The organism is Haladaptatus cibarius D43 (assembly GCF_000710615.1).
In the GTDB taxonomy this organism is placed as follows: Archaea; Halobacteriota; Halobacteria; order Halobacteriales; family Haladaptataceae; genus Haladaptatus; species Haladaptatus cibarius.
Map to the genome: position 1 here is coordinate 31,375 of NZ_JDTH01000005.1, position 17,298 is coordinate 48,672.

The window sequence follows — 17,298 nt, forward strand, 5'->3', positions numbered from 1 at the left end:
GCGGGGGCACAACAGCCTCGTGAGTAAATCTACTGCCCGGAGTTTCTACTGACTGAAGTTCGGGATACGAATCTATTCGAGCAGTTCGCGCCGATTGCCTCGCAGTTCCGCGGGGGTTGCGTCGGCGTTGACCGTGTTTTCGACCACGTGGCGCACGTCCTGTGCGAGGACGGAGAGCGCCATAGCGCGAATATACACCTCGTAATCGGCGTGCGTGTCGTGTTCGTCCTCAGCGACGACGTCGTTCACCACGTCGATTTCCGGTTCCCGCTCGGACAGTTCACAGATGCGAAGCGACATCTCGCGGTTCCAGAGGTCGAAGACGCATCCTCCGAGCGAGCGATACAGGGCGGAGCGCATGCTCATCCCGGCACCCATTCGTTCGTGGACATCGCCTGCGAGTTGGCGAACGCCGTGCCGGTACGATTCCCTGTTAAAGTGTGCCATCGTCGTGGAAAGCTTCGATTTCCAAATATTAAAAGCCCGATGACTATCCCGGAACAGAGGAAATTTTCACCTTCCACATAGTACCACCTCAAATATATTTATAAATTAAACCATTCCCATTGACCCAGACCCAGTACCTTTTTAAAATCCACCAGAGATATTGAATCACATGGCACGTGAGCAACGAAACGACCGATTACCGAGACGAGTGGGAACATCGGTACGAACCAACGACGATAATCCCGGCTTGAACGACGCGAATCGAGGGGTAAGCGACAACTACCGGGACAAACGATGAGCGTGAGCAGCGACTCATCACCGGTAGACGAGTTCGAAAGTGCGGTCGAAGACCGACCGGAACCGCTGTCGCGCGACAAAATCTTCCACATCCTCCAGACACAGCGCCGCCGGGACGCACTTCGCTATCTCAAGGACACCGACGGCCCCATCGAAATGCGCGACCTCGCAGAACAGGTCGCGGCGTGGGAAAACGACACGACGGTGCGAAAACTCTCCTCCAACGAGCGCCAGCGCGTATACATCGCGCTGTATCAATCGCACCTCCCAAAACTCGACAACGAAGGCATCATCGACTATAACAAAAGTCGGGGAATCGTCGAACGCGGCCCGCTGGCCGACCAGTTCGACCCCTATCTCAACGCCCCCGGCGAAGTCACAGACGAGAACAAAACCGACGAGGATACGAGAGACGGTTCAGACGACACCGAACTGCCGTGGCTTCGATACTACCGACGTCTCACGGCGGTCGGAATCGCACTCGTGTCTTCGGCGTGGGTTGGCGTCCGACCGTTCTCGCTCGTCCCCGATCTCGTTTGGGGCGCACTCCTCGTTTCGGCGTTCGGGGCGCTCTCGCTCGCACAGATTCTAACAGGCGATTCGTAACGCGACACAGCGTTTTGCGATTTGCTTTGCAATGTCCGAATAGCAGCATCGTTCGAAGGAAGAACAAAAGTGACATTATATCCCACAGATGACTCCAACTGTGAATCGGATTCGACTCGGAAACACGGAGTTCGAGGGGGAAAATAGCGTCTACGTACTCGGCACCGCGGCGGGCGAACCGACGACGCTCATCGACACGAGCGTGAGAACGCCCGAAACCCTCGACGCGCTCCGGTCGGGACTGGCCGACTACGGCCAGTCCCTTGCGGACGTAGAACAGGTCGTCCTCACCCACTGGCACCCCGACCACGCCGGGCTCGCCGGAACAGTACAGGAAGAAAGTGATGCGACGGTGTTCGTTCACGAGGCCGACGCGGCACTGGTGGCCCAGGAGGACGAGGCGTGGAACGCGTTCGAAGCGCGCCAGCGAACCCTCCTCCGCGAGTGGGGCCTTCCGGAGCCGATTCAAAAAGCGGTGTTGGCGACGGCGGAGAAGGTCGGCCGACTCGACGGCCCGGCACCCACCATCGAGCGACTTTCGGCGGGCGACGAACTCGACTGTGGCACCACACTCGAAACGGTTCACCTTCCGGGGCACACCGAGGGTCTCGTCGGCTTTGCCTTCGACGGTGACGCAGGACGGGAACTGTTCTCCGGGGACGCCCTCCTCCCCGACATCACGCCGAACGTCGGCGGTGCCGACGTTCGACTCGACAATCCACTGGCCGCGTATCTGGACACACTTTCCCATTTCATCGATTCCGATTACGACCGCGTGTGGCCGGGCCACGGCGACGTGATGGAAACCCCCGCCGAACGAGCGCGGAAAATTCGAACGCACCACCGCGAGCGTGCGGGCAACATTCTCGACGTGCTGACTGACCACGGGTCGGCCAACCCGTGGTCGATTGCTAGACACCTGTTCGGACAACTCGACGGCATCCACGTCCTCCACGGGCCGGGCGAAGCCTACGCCCACCTCGAACATCTCGCGGAATCGGACGCAGTCCGCCGCGTCGAAAACGAGTACGAACTGGTCGAGCGCCCGGATTTGGACGCGCTGTTCGGGGAAGTCACGGCGGTCAGTCCATAGTCGGCAATAGCTTCGCATAGGGTGTTTCCGCGACCGAAGCGACTAATGAAATACATTTTATGCTATTCAATTCGATAACCGAGCATGTCCCGCCAGTCCGCCGCCACCGATGCCGCCATCAACGGCATCGTCGGTATCGCTCTCCTCTCCGTCGGAACTATTTCAGCGTCCGTATTCGCCATCATGCTCAACCCGTGGCTTACCGCCGTACCGGCACTGCTCGTCTGGGCCACGTTCGCTTTCTATGGATTCAAGCAGTTTGCCTACGGTCTTCACACGATTGTGGCGGATGCAACGAGAAAATAAAGAAACTGTTTCCTTACCCTTCCATGCCGCCGAAGGACAGGCCGCTCTCGATGTACCGTTGTGCGAACAGATACACCAGCATGATGGGCGTGGCGAAGGTCAGCGCAAAGGCCGAGAACCGCGCCCACGGCGTCGAATACTTGCCGACGAGGCTGTAGAGTCCCACCGGAAGCGTGTACTTGTCCGCGTCGAGCAGGAGTTGCGCGACGATGAACTCCGTCCATCCAGCGAGGAAGCTGAACACCAGCACGGTGGCCAGTCCGGCCTTCGACAGCGGGAGGATGATTTCCCACACGATGCGCCACGAGGACGCGCCGTCCATCATCGCCGCCTCCTCGTAGGAGGTCGGGATGCTGTCCATGTACGTCTTCAACAGCCACGTATTGAACGGCACGGCAGTCGCCGCGTAGTACGCCGACAGCGCGAGTTTGCTGTTGTCCAGTCCGACTTGAACGAACGTGGCGTACAGCGCGATGAGCGCGGCGACGCCCAGCCCGCCGCCGACCTGCGTGAACAGGACGTAGCCGTACAGGATTTTCGAGCGGAAGATGAACTTCCGGCGCGACAGCGCGTAGGCCGCCGGAACGACGATGCACATCGTCAAGATGACCGTCGGAATCGCAACCGTGAGGCTGTTCCAGAGGAACACCGGGAAGTCCGAACAGCCACCGTACTGGGCACAGTCCACGGTGGTCGAGATGCCCGGCGTGTTCAGCGCGATTTCGTAATCGAGCAGACCGATGGCGATTTCCGTGCTCGGAATTTCCATCCCGCCGAGAACCCAGAGGTAAGCGTCCGGCGACGGATTTTTCGGCCAGAGACGAATCCCGCTGGACGAGTACAGCGACCCGCCGTCGCCCGACAGCGAGGCGAGGAAAATCCAGTAAATCGGGAACAGGAGTGCGCCAATCATCAACAGTGCGGATGAGGTGGCGAGGACTTTCGCGACCACTCGTCGCGGCGGAACGTCGCCGTTTTGCAGGCCGACGATGGTGTACCGAACCGTCTCCCCGGCGCGAACCGGCGCGCCGAGGACGTGTTTCACGTCCTCGGCTAGTTTTCCTGAAATGCCGTCGGCGCTCATTCGTTGACCCCCTCCGCGAGGCGGCCGCGCTTCACGTTCAGAAACATGAAGCCGCTGATGACGACGAGCGTCAGCGTCATGATGGCGGCACCCATACCGTACTGGTCGAAGCGAAACGCTTCACGATAGCCGTAGACGATGAGCAGTTCGTTCTGGCGGAGCGGGCCGCCCTTGTTCATCACGAACGGGATGAGGAACTGTTGGAACGACGCCGCCGCCGTCAGAATCGACGCGAAGAGGACGGGCCGTTTGATGGACGGGAGCGTGACATGCAGGAATCGATTGAAGAATCCCGCGCCGTCAACCATCGCCGCGTCGTGGAGTTCCTCAGGAACGTCCTGCAAGGCACTCACGATGATGATGACCATGAACGGGTAGGCCAGCCACGCTTCCGTGATGTTGTAGGCGAGGAACGCCGTCCAGCGTTCGTCGAGCCAGAGGATTGGCTGAAGGTTGATTATTTCGAGCAGTTGGTTCGCCAACCCGTACTGAGCGTTGCTGAAGATGCCGCGCCAGACGGTGATGGTGAAGATGGACGGCAGGCCCATCGGGATGATGATGAACGAGCGCATGTAGCGCCGACCGACGACGTGTTCGCTGGTCAGGACGAGCGCGATAGCGATGCTCAGCCCGATTTTGAGCGTCACGCTCGTGAACACGAACAGCCACGAGACGCCCATCGAGTTCCAGAAACTCGCGTTGATGGGGAGTTGCGTTCGATAGCCGAACAGGTCGAGGGTGAAATGCGGCGTGCCGAACAACACCTGCATGTAGTTGTCGAATCCGACGAACGAAAAGGACTCGCTGAACAGCGTCACGTTCGTCGCGTCGGTGAACGAGAGGTACACCGAGTACGCGATTGGGTAGAACATGAACGCCGAGAACAGAAACAGCCCTGGCAGTACGAGGAGCAAGGGCAGGTCGTCCCGGTCGAACACCGGATTTTCGAGCGCTTGCGCGCCGCGTGAGAACGTCGAGCGAATACTCATTGAAATAGTGGATGGAAACTGTTAGTCCCAGTTCTGTTTGATAGTCTTCTCGGCCTGCTGGAACGCCGGTTTGGCGTCCTGATTGCCCTTGGCAACCTTGGTGAAGGCGTTTTTGAGTGGGTCCCAAACGCTCGCCATGTGCTTGTGCGTCGGAATGGGTTCGCCCATCTGGACTGTCTGAGAGTACGCTTTAGTCGCAGCAGACAGTTCGTCGCTCCCGGCGAGGTCTTGATGAACCGGAATAAATCCGTGTTGGTCGGCGAGCGCGGAGAGAACGTCCGTGTTCGTGGTGTGCCACTCGGCGAATTTTCGCGCCGCCTCGGCGCTCTTTCCGCCGTCGTTCATCTTCTTCGAGAAGTACCACATCTTAACCGTCGTGTACGGTTTCGGCTCTCCACCGTCCGGTTTCGGAAGCGGCGCAACGCCGACATCGAGATCGGAATCACGGACGGTGCCGAGGAACCACGGTCCGTTGATTGCGAACGGGGCGTTACCCTCGTTGAACACCGCTGCCTGCGGGTCGTAAGCGTGGTCTTTCGGGATGTATTTCACCAGTTTGTCGCGAACGAAGCGGAATCCCTGCAGCGTCTTTTCGTTCGTCAGACCGAGTTCGTCGTTCTGTTCGTCGTAGTAGAATCCGCCGAAGGCCTGCACGTAGCCGCTGATGAAGTACGGGTCGATGGGGAACGAGAGGCCGTACTTTCCGTTGCCGGGGTCGTGATGGTCGTCCATGATGGACTGCATGTCGGCTACCGTCTCCGGCGGTTCGTCCACCAGTTCCTTGTTGTAGAGCAGGCTGACCGTCTCCGCGGCCCACGGGAGACCGAGAACTTCGCCGTTGAACTGGACCGCCTTCGCGGCGGCGTCCGTGTACGTCGATTCGAGGTCAACGGACAGGTTGCTCTTCTGGTCGGAGAGGAAGTCGATTCCCTGATACTCGCCGACCCAGTCGTGTGCCCACTGAAACATGTGGGGGCCTTTGCCCGCCGGAATCGCGTTCTCCAACTTCTTTTCCAGTTCCGAAATCTCGGAGAGTTGTATCGTGTGGTTCGTCTCGCTCTTGAACGTCCCGACGTTTTCTTCGAGATTCTTTTTCGGTCCTTTCGAGCGCGCGTGCCAGAGTTGCGCAGTTGCACCGGAGGAATCGCCATTCCCCGAACCGTCTCCTGACGTGTCGTCGCCCGAATTATCGTCGTTTACGCTGATACAGCCAGCCAAGGTTGCACCAGCCAATGCACCGCCAGTTTGGATGAATCGTCGCCGTGGGTATGACATTGGTTTATCCGTTATGAAATATGACTTCACGTATTTAATCCTTAGGTATTTTCGTGTCCTTTTGAATAAGACAGACTCACACTACGCTTTCATCAGCCGTTTTTCGCCCGCTCAAAAATAGTATGAAAAATCACATCACGAATTTAGTACGATGGGAAAGGACTTTACCGTGGCACGACACCACACGAAGTAATGGCAAATCTTCGGCTAAAGAATCTCAGAAAGGAGTTCGACCGTGGCCAAATCGTCGCGGTGGACGACCTGAACCTCGACATCGAGGATGGCGAGTTCGTCACCCTCGTCGGCCCGTCGGGGTGTGGAAAGACGACGACCCTCAGGATGATTGCTGGACTGGAACGCGCCACCTCCGGTAACATCTACATCGGCGACGACGACGTGACCAACGTTCACGCGAAAAACCGCGACGTGGCGATGGTGTTCCAGAACTACGCGCTCTATCCGCACAAAACCGTCGAGGAAAATATGTCGTTCGGCCTGCGGATGAGCACCGACCTCTCGAAAGACGAGCGCTACGAGCGCGTCTACGAGGCCGCCGAGATGATGGGCATCGAGGATTTGTTGGACGACAAACCCGACGAACTCTCCGGTGGGCAAAAACAGCGCGTCGCCCTCGGCCGCGCAATCGTGCGCGAACCCGACATCTTCCTGTTCGACGAACCGCTAAGCAACCTCGACGCGAAACTTCGCACCACAATGCGCACCGAAATCCAGCGCATCCAACAGGAACTCGGGATTACCGCGGTGTACGTCACGCACGACCAAGAGGAGGCGATGACGATGGGCGACCGAATCGTCATCCTCCGCGACGGCGAACTCCAACAGATGGGCGCGCCGACCACTGTCTACGAAAATCCAACGAACAGTTTCGTCGGCGGATTCGTCGGGTCGCCGAGCATGAACTTCATCGACGTTCGCGCGACCAACGATTCCGGCGAAATCGTGCTCAGAGATGGCGAAGGCGACTTTTCCTGTCGCCTCTCGTCTTCTTTCTCCGGGCGAATCGAAAACACGAACGAGCAGTTCACGGTCGGTATCCGCCCCGAGGACGTGTTCCCTGCAACAGGCGAGGAACGAAACGTCCTCGAAACGACGGTGGAAGTCGTGGAGCCAATCGGGAGCGACAACTACCTCTACCTCGACCTCACCGAGGATTTCATCGCCCGCGTCGATTCCGACGTGGAACCCTCCCCGGGCGATAGGATTCAGGTAACGTTTGCAGAAGACGATGTGCACGTCTTCGACAGCGAGAACGGGAAAGTCGTGAGCGACGAGAAAGAAACCGCGAAAGCGTCGGTCTGAGGTTCGAATCTATCGGAGTCGGACGCCGATTTCAGTCCAGCGCCGTTTTCGCTTCTTCTGCTTCCAGTACATCCTGTTCGTCCAGCGACGCCACCGTCGCCAGTCGAATCGCGTGCGGCCATCCGAGCGGTGTCGCGCTGTCCGCGGCACCCACGTCGAAGAACTGCTCGGGCAGATAGCCGGAATCGGCACAGAGCGGGCCGTCGGGCAGGAGAAGCGAGAGGAGTTCGCGCGATCGGCGCGCGAACTCGTCGGCGCGCGCGTCGTCGCGCGCCGACAGCAGATGGGCGAGTTCCCCCGCGGCATTGGCACCCCAAGCGGTCGAAACCGTCCAGATTTTCGATTCAGCCTGCTCGCGCTTTCGCCAATCGTCCTCGTCGAATCGCGCGAGGCCGCGAACGTCGCTTTCCGTTGGGTCGCGCCAGAGTCCATCCAGAACGGATTCGGTGTGGGAAACGAGGCGGTCAACCTGCTCTGCATCGAGGTCGGCAACTCGGGAGTAGGCGCGATGTGCGCCAGCGAGCGCGAGGGCGCTCGAATCGAGGCGAGCATCAATCTCACCGTCGTCCAGTCGAAGTGCGTAAAATTCGCCCGTCCAGAGATTGTCGAGTCCGGACAGAACTGCTTCCGCCTGCGATTTCGCGCGCTCTCTGAGTTTTGTGTCGAGGGGCGCACCTGCAAGTGCGGCGTAGGCTTCGAGGTACGTCGCGGCGGTGTGGGCGAATCGCCCGGTCATGTTCTCCCACGCGTTCTGGCAGTGAACCGGCAACCCGTCCGATTCGAGGGTGTCGTCCAGTCCGCCGAGAGCGGAGTCGAGGGTCTTCCGAATGTTGGATTCGAGTTCCGAATCCATGTCACCGTCACGGAGATAGTTTGCGAGGAACGCGATGACGCTTCCCGTCTGGTCGGCCTGATAATCCGCGCCGTCGCCTGCTTCGACGCGGGCGTTGGCCCATCCGGGGGCGATGGTGCCGTCGCGCGGCCAAACGCGGTGAGGCCACGTTCCATCCTCGCGTTGGGTGTCGCAGTAGAACTGCGCGCTCCGGGCGTGCCAGTCCGAAAGCGAGAGGTCGAAGTGACTGTCGGACGCGAGAAGGAAGCGCGATATTTCCGCATCGTCACGGAACCACGTGTAGCCGTACCCGCCGGAGTAGGCGTAGAACGGGTCGAAATCCGGCCCGGCGATTCGCGCACCGGTTTCAGCCGAAAGGAGCGAGAGGACACGCAGGTCGGAAACGACGGCTTCGGTTTCGGGCGTGTTGGGACGTTTCGGAACCTGCTCCGCCGCGGCGGTCTGAATTTCCTCGGCCGAGTCGAATTGCGCTGTGAGTTCTCGAATACGGTCGAGAGCGACTTCACGCGACGTTTCGTCGCGGTCTACGAGAAGCGAAACGAGGGTCGTGCCTTCGTCGTCTTCGTCGCCATTCAGCGTGACCGGAACGACGAGTTCGCCGCTCAGTCTGCTCTCCTCGTATCGTCCGGCCTCGTCGGTCTGCGGAACTTCTGTTGCCCGGTCGGAGACGAGAGAGGCGAAGTCGGTCGGCACCTGCCCGTGGATTTCTTCCGGTACAGGGCTGGTTGCGAGGTAATCGTGTTCGTCGGCGTGGAACAGTTCGATTACGTCGCCGTGTCGCAATTGGCCGATTCGGTCGTCACGGCCGTCGGGGACGAAACCGAGGTAGGCGACCAGTTCGGTGGATTCGACGGGGAAACCATCCGAAACGAAGTGCGTGACGTGAGCGTCCGAAATCGTCAAATCGTATTGCGTCACCGACCAGTCGTTTGCCTCGTGTTCGGTGACGACGAGCGCTGTTTCGCCGTCGTATCGCTGTGTCGAGGCGATTTCGTCGCTGTCGAACCACGACGTCTCGCCGTCGCAGCGAATCCCGAACCGGGAGCGGTCGATTCCGTGCTGTCCGGACAGGGGATAGGAGTAGTCGCGGAGCGAACCGTCCGGGGCAACGTGAACGAGTCGGGCGTCAAGACCGGAAAACCGGCCTGCAGGCGTCCTGCGCTCACCGGGGAAGCGTGTTGCACTCCCGCGATGGCGCTTGTAGTCTGCGAGGGTGTCGCGGAGCGTCATCAGTTACACCACGGGGAGTGTTATTAAAATACTTGGTGAAATAATCGTTCACAGATTAACAAAAATCCAAACGTTGTTACCCCCTGCGTGAGGTGTGTCGAGTATGCACGAATCAGCTCCACCGCGGTTTACTTCCGTCGGCGAGGCGGTCGAACTCGCGCCACGCGACCCGAATCCGGAATCGGAGCACGAATGGTCGGTCGAAAGTCGGCCGGACGGGAGTTCAGCGACAGTCGGCGATTCACCGGTTATCCACTTCGAACCGGACGAACCCGGCGTCTATCGGCTTTGCCTCTCCGGAGAAAAAGACGACAGCCACCGACTCGTGCGCGCGTTTCCCGACGAGCGTCGAACCGCGCGGTTCGAACTGCCCGTCAGCGACCTCCCGATACCACAGGCGGAACTCGATTCCATCTGCATCGCCGGGCCGTTCAACGAGCACATTACCGGCGCAGACCGCCCGACCTTCGAGGACGGGAGCTACGTCTTCGAAACCCGACTTCCGCCGGGCGACCACCCCTACGGATTCCTGCTGAACGACGACCTTACGGAGCAGGTGCAGGACACCTTGACGATACCGGGCCCGGGGCGTCCACGGGTGCGTGTCGATAGCGAACTCGACGGCGACGAAATCGTGATTTCGGCAGAAGCGAGTTCGGCACCGAACAGCAAATTCTCGGACGGAGAGTTGGCAGTGGAGTTCTATCTGGAACACGGAAAAACGGCGGACGACCGAGACGGCGTCTCGGTCGTCCGCGACCAGCGAAGCCTCCGACTTTCTCGCGAGGAAATCGAGGACGAAATTCGGGTTCACGCGGTCGCAGTCGGCGAACGCCACAGCGTCGCCGACTGCGTGGAAATCCGTGGGAGTGCAGATACGACAAACGCCCTCGAACTCCGAAGGCCCAACGACGCCCCGGAGTGGGCCGAATCGCCGACCGTTTACGAGATTTTCGTTCGGTCGTTCGCGGGGGAAACGGTCGAGACGACCTTTGCGGAACTAGAGCGACGGATTCCCTACCTCGAATCGCTGAACGTGGACTGCGTCTGGTTGACGCCGATTCTGGAGAGTCCGACCGACCACGGCTATCACACGACGAACTACTTCAAAACGGCGGGCGACCTCGGCACGCGCGAGGAGTTCGCGTCCTTCGTGTCTCGGTGTCACGAGGCCGACATTCGAGTCATCTTCGACCTCGTCATCAACCACTCCTCGCGCGACCATCCCGCGTTCCAAATGAGCGCGGCAGAGGTGCCGGAATACAGGGACTGGTACGTCTGGGAGACTGACGAAGAGACTGGCGAGAAGCGCGCGCAACGCTACTTCAACTGGGAGCAGATTCCGAACTTCAACTTCGATTCGCTCGCAGTACGCCGATTCCTCCTCGACGTGGTTGACGAATGGGCCGGAATGGTCGATGGCTTCCGATGCGACGTGGCGTGGGGCGTTCCGCACGAGTTCTGGAAGGAAGTCGCGGAGCGCGTTCCGGACGATTTCCTCCTGTTGGACGAGACGATTCCGCGCGACCCCGACTACCACGAAGGCGAATTCACGATGCACTACGACACGACTCTGTATCACACTCTGCGCGAAATCGGACAGAGTGACAAACCCGCCACCGCGATTTTCGACGCGCTGGAAGACGCCGAGCGCGTCGGATTCCCCGATAGTGCAGTACATCTCCGCTACGTCGAAAACCACGACGAATCGCGCTATCTGGACGAATGCGGAAAAGATGCGCTCAAAGCCGCGACTGCCGCGACGTTCACGCTTCCCGGCGCGCCAATGATTTACTACGGGCAGGAGCGCGGCATGACCGAGTACCGCGGAACGATGCAGTGGGGACACGGCGACGACGAGTTGACGAAGTTCCACCGCGCGCTGAGCGAACTGCGCGACGAATATCCAGTTCTGCGTGATGGAACAGTGAAGCAGGTGGAATTTGAATGCCACTCGGAGAACGTCGTCGCGTTCGCGCGCGAGTCCGGGGACTCGCGCGCAGTCGTCGTCCTGAACTTCGGCGAATCAGCGCGAGAGATGACCGTGGATGCCGAAATCGAAGCAAAGAATCTCGTGACGGGCGAGCGGATTTCGACCGCAGAAGACAGGAATGGTAAAACGAAATTCACGATCCAAAGCGTCGTCGTCGCTCGCGTCACCGAGTGAAGTTTATACTTTCACGGAGAAGACCCGACAACGAATGGACGACCGTACGCTCTCTGACCTGCTTCGGCAGTTCGGTCTTTCGGAGAAGGAAGTCGATACCTATCTCGCAATTTTGGAACAGGGCGAGGCGAAAGCCAGCACCATCGCGGACGACGCTGGCGTCTCGAAACGTTACGTCTACAGCACCAGCGAAAAGTTGGCCGAGCGGGGTTTCGTGGAAGTCAACGACCACGTCGTGCCGACGATGATTCGCGCGAATCCGCCGGAACAGGTCATCGGAACGCTGTCCGACCGAGTGGAGACGATGCACCCGGCGCTGGACGAGCGGTTTTCCGCGACGACCAGCGATCCCGACCAGTTCGAAGTCATCAAATCCCGCGTCACCGTCATCAAGCGAATCGAAGACAGACTGGCGGAAGCGAACGAGGAAATCACGCTCTCGATTCCCTACGAACACCTCCCCGAGGTGGCGAACGAACTCGGTGCGGCGGTCGAGCGCGGCGTCCTCGTCCTGCTCGTCGTCAGTGGCATCCACCACGAAGACATCGACACATCGGAGTTCGAAGGCATCGCCAGCGCCGCGCGTGCGTGGCGCGAACCGATGCCGACGACATTGACGGTTGACCAACGGTTCGGCCTCGTCGCACCGACCGAGATGATAGTTCGTTCGAACAGCGACAAGCAAGCAATTACGTTCGCACAGGAACAGCTCGTTCCCGTCCTCGTCGGGTCGTTTCTCGGCAACTACTGGCCGATGGCGAACCAAGTGTACGCGACCGCTCCGGCGGAACTTCCGCGGACGTTCCACGACTTCCGCCATGCAGTTTTGCACGCGACGCTTCACCTCCGGGGAAATCACCCGATTCTCGCGCGTGTTCGCGCGCGACCAGTCGGCGAGAAAAACGGCCCGATGACCGTCGAAGGAAAAATCGTCGATGTTCGTCAGGGACTCGTCGAACCGGCGTCGAACGCGTTTCCGGTCGAAACCGCGCTCGTCCTCGAAACCGAAGAGGGAGAGGTGAGCATCGGCGGTTCCGGGTCGTTCATCGAGGATTTCGAGGCGAAAGACGTAACGCTCGAACTCGAAGCGTAGTTCGAGTTGGCGTGTTCGAACCGGAAGGTTAGACGTTTTCGACGCGCTTTTCGAGCAGTTTCCGATTTCGAACGTTCGCTTTCCATCCGGCGTCGAACAACGACCCAAGGAGTGGGACAGACCCGCCGAAGGTGTCGATGAGGATGTTCACCAGCATCCGGGCGAGCGTGTGCCGAGGGACGCCCATCAGATAGCCCTCGAAGACGATGTAGAGGGAAATCAGGGCGGATGCCACGTCGCCGCCGACCGGCAAAATTCCCATCACTGGATCGAGTCCGAACCGGAAGTTCGTGCCGGGGACGCGAAACGCTTCGTCCAGTAGATTGCTTAGTTTTCGCACTCGTCGAATGGAACCGCGTTTGTTTCGAGGAACGTCGGAGAGGTCTGCATACTGAGTCATAGAGTAAATAAGCCATCCGAATCGGTTATGCACTCTGCTTGCGTATTCGGCGAACTTCTGCTCGGCGAGTGGAGGCGGAGAACTCGTGCAGACGTGTTGGCCAGTTCATTTACAGGAGTTAGCGATGAGAGATTGGTCATGCGCGAAGTCGAAATAACGTCCATTCATCAGATGACGCCGCGGGTAAAGCAATTTGAACTCGTCGATGACGACGAGTTCGATTTCCGACCCGGCCAGCACACGCACCTCCATTTCGAACAGGACGGCGACGAGGTGGTTCGGCCCTACACCGCGGTGACGCGACCCGGAACGGACAGCATCTCGCTGGCGATAAAGAAGTACGACGACGGCACCGCGTCAGTGTACATGCACGACCGAGAACCCGGAGACACCATTCAAATCGAGGACTTGGACGGAAATCTCTACCTTCGGGATATGGACTCCGACGCGGCGTTCGTCTCGACCGGCACCGGAATCACGCCGATGATGGCGATGGTGAAACAGTATCTTCGGGAGGGTGACGGCGAAGCGACGTTCCTCTACGGTGAGAAAACGCAGGAAGACGTTATGTTCCGGGAAACGCTCGACCAACTCGAATCGGCGCACGAAAACCTGACCGTGGTTTACTCGCTTTCTGAAGAAGACTGGGCTGGAAAGACGGGACACGTGCAAGAACACATCGAGGAATCTGTTTCGTCGCCCGGAGAAACCGATTTCTACATCTGCGGCGTTCCGGGAATGGTCGTAGATACGAAGGAGAAACTCGCGGACATCGGCGTTTCCGACGAACGCGTTTACAGCGAAGGGTGGGAAGACGACGAAGTGTCGGAGGAGTAGGAACGTTGGGAGTAGTGAGTCGTACCAACGGGAGGTTAAAGCTCTCAGTACGGATTCCACGCGACTTCCCAGAGGTGGCCGTTCGGGTCGGCAAAGTAACCGGAGTAGCCGCCCCAATCCGCCTCCTGCGCCGGTTTCACGAGCTCGCCGCCTGCGGAAACCGCTTCGCCGAGAACGTCGTCCACTGCGTCCTTCGATTCGACGTTGTGCGCGAGCGTGATTCCGTCGAACTCGCCGACGCCGGGGGAAACCGTCGCATCCTCGGCGAGCAGTTCGCGGGGGTAGAGTGAGAGTTTCATCCCCGACATCTCGAAGAAGGCGATTTCAGCGTCCGGTTCGCGGTCGTCCATCGGGAGCGAGAGGCCGTCTCGATAGAACCGGATGGATTCGTCGAGATCGGCGACGCCGAGCGTGACGATGCTGATTCGTGGTTCCATGATTGGAGTTCGCAGGGAGAGAGAATAAACGGCAGTGGTGGCACTACTGTCGAACCACGTTCCAAAATACCGAGATTCCGAAACAGTGAATCGCTCTCGGGAGAGGTGTCTCCCATGAGCAAAATCCACGTCACGGTGTGGAACGAATTTCGACACGAGCGAGAGGGCGGAGCGGCAGAAGAGTGTTATCCGGAGGGAATCCACGCAGTTCTCGCGGAACTGTTCGAATCGCGCGGCTTCGACGTGAAAACCGCTACGCTGGACGAACCGGAGCACGGCCTCACCGAGGCCGTGCTTGATGAGACGGACGTACTGACGTGGTGGGGACACGCCGCCCACGAGGAGGTGGCGGACGAGGTCGTAGAGCGAGTCCGCGAGCGCGTTCTCGATGGGATGGGCCTCATCGTCCTCCATTCGGGCCATTTTTCGAAAATCTTCAAGCGACTCATGGGGACGACCTGCGACCTGAAATGGCGAAACGAGGGCGAGCGCGAACGACTCTGGACGGTGGAACCGAGCCACCCGATTGCGAGCGGAATTGACGAGCAAGTCGTCGTACCCGAGGCGGAGATGTACGGCGAACGATTCGACGTTCCCGCGCCGGACGAACTCGTCTTCACGAGTTGGTTCGAAGGCGGCGAAGTGTTCCGAAGTGGCTGTTGTTACCGGCGGGGGTCGGGTCGTGTTTTTTACTTCCGCCCAGGTCACGAAACGTATTCAATCTATCGGCAGACGGAGATACGACAGGTTCTCGAAAACGCCGTCGAATGGGCGGCCCCGAAAAACATTGACGCTCCGTCGTTCGGTGAGGTTCCGGTCGGGCCGGAACGACGCGACTGACGAGAGAAGAGGAGAAAGAGGAGTAGGGAGGTGTGGAGGGAAGAGGAGAAAGAGAAGGGACGATAAATAACAAATTTTGTTGAATCGTGAACAGAGGCGGTGAAAGTTTGTGAAGTGACACCTTATATAGATTAATAGACAGTATCTATGACAGACTTTTGATGGTAATGGGTGAAAAGAGAAGAGCAGGACAAAGTTATTTATTGGTCACATACAAGACCAGTAGTGTAGAATGGAACGTCGCCCGATTCGGGTGCTTCACGTCGAGGACAACGAGTTCTTCGCAACAGTTGCGTCGGACATCCTCCAACAGGAACTCGACGACGTAGAAGTTCACACCGAAAACGCCCCAAGCGACGCCCTCAACCGGCTGAAAGAGGAGCAGTTCGACTGCGTCGTTAGTGATTACGAGATGCCGGAAATGAACGGGCTTGAACTGCTGGATGCCGTCAGAGAGATACGTTCGGAACTACCGTTCATTCTCATGACCGGCGGGGGAAGCGAAAACACCGCCAGCAGGGCCATCTCGGCCGGAGTCACCGACTATCTCCAGAAAGGCGACGGACGACGGCAGTTCGTCGCGCTCGCCAATCGAATCGAAAACGCAGTCTCCCACCGCCGCGCGGAGAAAGCAGTTCGGCGACAGATAACCATCAACGACCTTATCTGGGACGTGAGCCAGTCGCTCCTCGAAGCGTCCACGCGAGAGGACATCGAACAATCGGTCTGTGAACGCCTCGCCGACTCCCAGTCCTATCTGTTCGCGTGGGTCGGGAAAGTAGAGGACGGGCAAATCGCACCGCGCTTTTCCGCTGGAACCGAAGCTGGCTATCTCGACGCAGTGTTTCACACCGACGCCGAAGAAAGCGAGTCGAAGCCGATTTCTCGCGCGTTGAAACCCGACGATCCGATTTCCCGTGCAGTAGAAACCGGCGAAATACAGACGACGCAGGATATTGCGGGTGACGGATTTTCGAAAGCGGCTATTTCTGATGAAACCGATGCAGATTGTAATGGAATCGGCACAGATTGCACAAAAGAGAGACAAGAGACAGTTCGCACCGGAGAGCCAGAGGCATCCGATTCCTCGCTAGAACACTGGCGCGAAAAAGCACTCGAACGCGGGTATCACTCCAAGGCAGCCATACCGCTCCGGTACGAAGATTCCCTTTACGGCGTTCTGAACGTCTATGCCGACCATCCACATGCGTTTGACGAAACGGAGCGACAAGTGCTTTCGAAGTTCGGAAACAGCATGGCCTACGCGATAAATTCGGTTCGAACGCGACAGGAGTTGATACGACGAGAACAGCGATTGCAGGTGTTCAACCGCATTCTCCGGCACAACCTCCGGAACGACCTGAACGTCGTACTTGGGCACGCGGACAACATCAAGGAAGCCGTTCCGAAAACGACGGAGAACGCGGAAATCATAAAGCGAAAAGCGACCGAGTTAATCGACATCAGCGAGAAGGCCCGCGAAGTCGGGAAGACACTCGACAGAAGTGGTCAAACCGGGAAAGCCGTAGAAATCACGAGCATCATCGAACGCGCCTGTTCCGACCTCCAAGAGTCGTATCCAAACGTCGTTCTCTCGACCGAACTGCCCGACACCGCGTGGGTCTACGGAGACAAAACGCTGGATACCGTCGTCAACGAAGTCGTGGAGAACGCAATCGAACACAACGACCGGGATGAACCAGTCGTGACGCTTTCGGTGGCAGCCATGGATTCCGAGAGAGAAAGCGGGGTAGAAATAATTATCTCGGACAACGGGCCGGGAATCCCGAAAGAAGAACAATTAGTTCTCATCGAAGGGAGGGAAACCGCGCTCCAACACGGGAGCGGACTCGGCCTGTGGTTGACGAACTGGGTCGTCGGCAAGTTCGACGGCGAACTCACGTTTGGCACCAACGAACCGCGCGGAAGTGTCGTAACGATTCGGCTCCGACGGGCCGAATCGCCGAGCAAGTAGTAAAGCTTGGTTTCTGGATGCGATTGAATGGTGTTTCCCGTCGTCCGAC

General features: G+C 58.8%; 16 protein-coding genes. 9 read left to right on the forward strand and 7 right to left on the reverse strand.

From position 1 onward, the window contains the following. Positions 1-72: 72 nt before the first annotated feature. The gene (locus tag HL45_RS15510; RefSeq protein ID WP_049972108.1) at positions 73-447 is read right to left on the reverse strand and encodes a hypothetical protein; all 375 of its coding nucleotides are present in this window, start codon (positions 445-447) and stop codon (positions 73-75) included. Positions 448-741: 294 nt separating this feature from the next. Here HL45_RS15510 and HL45_RS15515 point away from each other — a divergent pair, with 294 nt between their 5' ends. The 3 genes from HL45_RS15515 (at position 742) to HL45_RS15525 (ending at position 2,749) form a co-directional block, all read left to right on the forward strand. Beyond that, positions 742-1,350, forward strand: coding sequence for a DUF7344 domain-containing protein (locus HL45_RS15515; protein ID WP_049972109.1), 609 nt, complete (start codon positions 742-744; stop codon positions 1,348-1,350). Between the two features lie 100 nt (positions 1,351-1,450). Further along, the gene (locus HL45_RS15520; protein ID WP_049972181.1) at positions 1,451-2,443 is read left to right on the forward strand and encodes an MBL fold metallo-hydrolase; all 993 of its coding nucleotides are present in this window, start codon (positions 1,451-1,453) and stop codon (positions 2,441-2,443) included. 84 nt (positions 2,444-2,527) lie between these two features. Continuing rightward, on the forward strand, positions 2,528-2,749 hold the full coding sequence (locus tag HL45_RS15525; protein ID WP_049972110.1) for a hypothetical protein: 222 nt from the start codon (positions 2,528-2,530) through the stop codon (positions 2,747-2,749). A 13-nt stretch (positions 2,750-2,762) separates the two neighbouring features. On the opposite strand, the gene HL45_RS15530 is transcribed toward HL45_RS15525, so the two are convergent. Genes HL45_RS15530 through HL45_RS15540 form a run of 3 tightly spaced genes read right to left on the reverse strand, consistent with a single transcriptional unit; the run spans position 2,763 to position 6,097 of the window. Then, the gene (locus tag HL45_RS15530) at positions 2,763-3,833 is read right to left on the reverse strand and encodes a sugar ABC transporter permease (protein ID WP_049972111.1); all 1,071 of its coding nucleotides are present in this window, start codon (positions 3,831-3,833) and stop codon (positions 2,763-2,765) included. After that, a complete protein-coding gene (locus tag HL45_RS15535) occupies positions 3,830-4,822 on the reverse strand; it encodes a carbohydrate ABC transporter permease (protein ID WP_049972112.1) in 993 nt (330 codons plus the stop codon). Before HL45_RS15535 ends, HL45_RS15530 begins: the two co-directional genes overlap by 4 nt. Positions 4,823-4,843: 21 nt before the next feature. Then, the gene (locus tag HL45_RS15540) at positions 4,844-6,097 is read right to left on the reverse strand and encodes an extracellular solute-binding protein (protein ID WP_049972113.1); all 1,254 of its coding nucleotides are present in this window, start codon (positions 6,095-6,097) and stop codon (positions 4,844-4,846) included. A gap of 192 nt (positions 6,098-6,289) precedes the next feature. Between HL45_RS15540 and HL45_RS15545 the strand changes: the two genes are divergently transcribed. Beyond that, positions 6,290-7,417 (forward strand): ABC transporter ATP-binding protein, encoded by a 1,128-nt coding sequence (locus HL45_RS15545; protein WP_049972114.1) that lies wholly within the window; start codon positions 6,290-6,292, stop codon positions 7,415-7,417. 31 nt (positions 7,418-7,448) lie between these two features. Here the strand turns inward: HL45_RS15545 and HL45_RS15550 are convergent, their stop codons facing one another. After that, entirely contained in the window at positions 7,449-9,500 is a 2,052-nt protein-coding gene (locus HL45_RS15550; protein WP_049972115.1) for a glycoside hydrolase family 15 protein, read from the reverse strand. Positions 9,501-9,603: 103 nt separating this feature from the next. Here HL45_RS15550 and HL45_RS15555 point away from each other — a divergent pair, with 103 nt between their 5' ends. Both HL45_RS15555 and HL45_RS15560 read left to right on the forward strand, forming a co-directional pair. Next, on the forward strand, positions 9,604-11,667 hold the full coding sequence (locus tag HL45_RS15555; protein ID WP_049972116.1) for an alpha-amylase family glycosyl hydrolase: 2,064 nt from the start codon (positions 9,604-9,606) through the stop codon (positions 11,665-11,667). A 34-nt stretch (positions 11,668-11,701) separates the two neighbouring features. Next, positions 11,702-12,760, forward strand: coding sequence for a TrmB family transcriptional regulator (locus HL45_RS15560; RefSeq protein WP_049972117.1), 1,059 nt, complete (start codon positions 11,702-11,704; stop codon positions 12,758-12,760). Between the two features lie 28 nt (positions 12,761-12,788). Here the strand turns inward: HL45_RS15560 and HL45_RS15565 are convergent, their stop codons facing one another. After that, a complete protein-coding gene (locus tag HL45_RS15565) occupies positions 12,789-13,160 on the reverse strand; it encodes a DUF4112 domain-containing protein (RefSeq protein ID WP_049972118.1) in 372 nt (123 codons plus the stop codon). Positions 13,161-13,298: 138 nt separating this feature from the next. Here HL45_RS15565 and HL45_RS15570 point away from each other — a divergent pair, with 138 nt between their 5' ends. Then, complete coding sequence (locus HL45_RS15570; protein ID WP_049972119.1) at positions 13,299-13,997, forward strand: ferredoxin--NADP reductase; 699 nt, start codon at positions 13,299-13,301, stop codon at positions 13,995-13,997. Positions 13,998-14,041: 44 nt separating this feature from the next. On the opposite strand, the gene HL45_RS15575 is transcribed toward HL45_RS15570, so the two are convergent. Next, a complete protein-coding gene (locus HL45_RS15575) occupies positions 14,042-14,434 on the reverse strand; it encodes a VOC family protein (protein ID WP_049972120.1) in 393 nt (130 codons plus the stop codon). Positions 14,435-14,548: 114 nt separating this feature from the next. On the opposite strand from HL45_RS15575, the gene HL45_RS15580 reads away from it, so the two are divergent. Both HL45_RS15580 and HL45_RS20035 read left to right on the forward strand, forming a co-directional pair. Next, entirely contained in the window at positions 14,549-15,274 is a 726-nt protein-coding gene (locus HL45_RS15580; protein ID WP_049972121.1) for a ThuA domain-containing protein, read from the forward strand. Positions 15,275-15,506: 232 nt separating this feature from the next. After that, a complete protein-coding gene (locus HL45_RS20035) occupies positions 15,507-17,249 on the forward strand; it encodes a response regulator (protein ID WP_049972122.1) in 1,743 nt (580 codons plus the stop codon). The last annotated feature ends 49 nt before the right edge of the window (positions 17,250-17,298 follow it).

What these genes read in the sequence shown, in the direction of transcription:
- HL45_RS15535 (WP_049972112.1), bottom strand. Translation starts at nt 4,822, where the DNA reads ATGAGTATTCGCTCGACGTTCTCACGCGGCGCGCAAGCGCTCGAAAAT.
- HL45_RS15540 (WP_049972113.1), bottom strand. Translation starts at nt 6,097, where the DNA reads ATGTCATACCCACGGCGACGATTCATCCAAACTGGCGGTGCATTGGCT.
- HL45_RS15555 (WP_049972116.1), top strand. Translation starts at nt 9,604, where the DNA reads ATGCACGAATCAGCTCCACCGCGGTTTACTTCCGTCGGCGAGGCGGTC.
- HL45_RS15565 (WP_049972118.1), bottom strand. Translation starts at nt 13,160, where the DNA reads ATGACTCAGTATGCAGACCTCTCCGACGTTCCTCGAAACAAACGCGGT.
- HL45_RS15580 (WP_049972121.1), top strand. Translation starts at nt 14,549, where the DNA reads ATGAGCAAAATCCACGTCACGGTGTGGAACGAATTTCGACACGAGCGA.
- HL45_RS20035 (WP_049972122.1), top strand. Translation starts at nt 15,507, where the DNA reads ATGGAACGTCGCCCGATTCGGGTGCTTCACGTCGAGGACAACGAGTTC.
- HL45_RS15510 (WP_049972108.1), bottom strand. Translation starts at nt 447, where the DNA reads ATGGCACACTTTAACAGGGAATCGTACCGGCACGGCGTTCGCCAACTC.
- HL45_RS15515 (WP_049972109.1), top strand. Translation starts at nt 742, where the DNA reads ATGAGCGTGAGCAGCGACTCATCACCGGTAGACGAGTTCGAAAGTGCG.
- HL45_RS15545 (WP_049972114.1), top strand. Translation starts at nt 6,290, where the DNA reads ATGGCAAATCTTCGGCTAAAGAATCTCAGAAAGGAGTTCGACCGTGGC.
- HL45_RS15525 (WP_049972110.1), top strand. Translation starts at nt 2,528, where the DNA reads ATGTCCCGCCAGTCCGCCGCCACCGATGCCGCCATCAACGGCATCGTC.
- HL45_RS15530 (WP_049972111.1), bottom strand. Translation starts at nt 3,833, where the DNA reads ATGAGCGCCGACGGCATTTCAGGAAAACTAGCCGAGGACGTGAAACAC.
- HL45_RS15560 (WP_049972117.1), top strand. Translation starts at nt 11,702, where the DNA reads ATGGACGACCGTACGCTCTCTGACCTGCTTCGGCAGTTCGGTCTTTCG.
- HL45_RS15570 (WP_049972119.1), top strand. Translation starts at nt 13,299, where the DNA reads ATGCGCGAAGTCGAAATAACGTCCATTCATCAGATGACGCCGCGGGTA.
- HL45_RS15550 (WP_049972115.1), bottom strand. Translation starts at nt 9,500, where the DNA reads ATGACGCTCCGCGACACCCTCGCAGACTACAAGCGCCATCGCGGGAGT.
- HL45_RS15575 (WP_049972120.1), bottom strand. Translation starts at nt 14,434, where the DNA reads ATGGAACCACGAATCAGCATCGTCACGCTCGGCGTCGCCGATCTCGAC.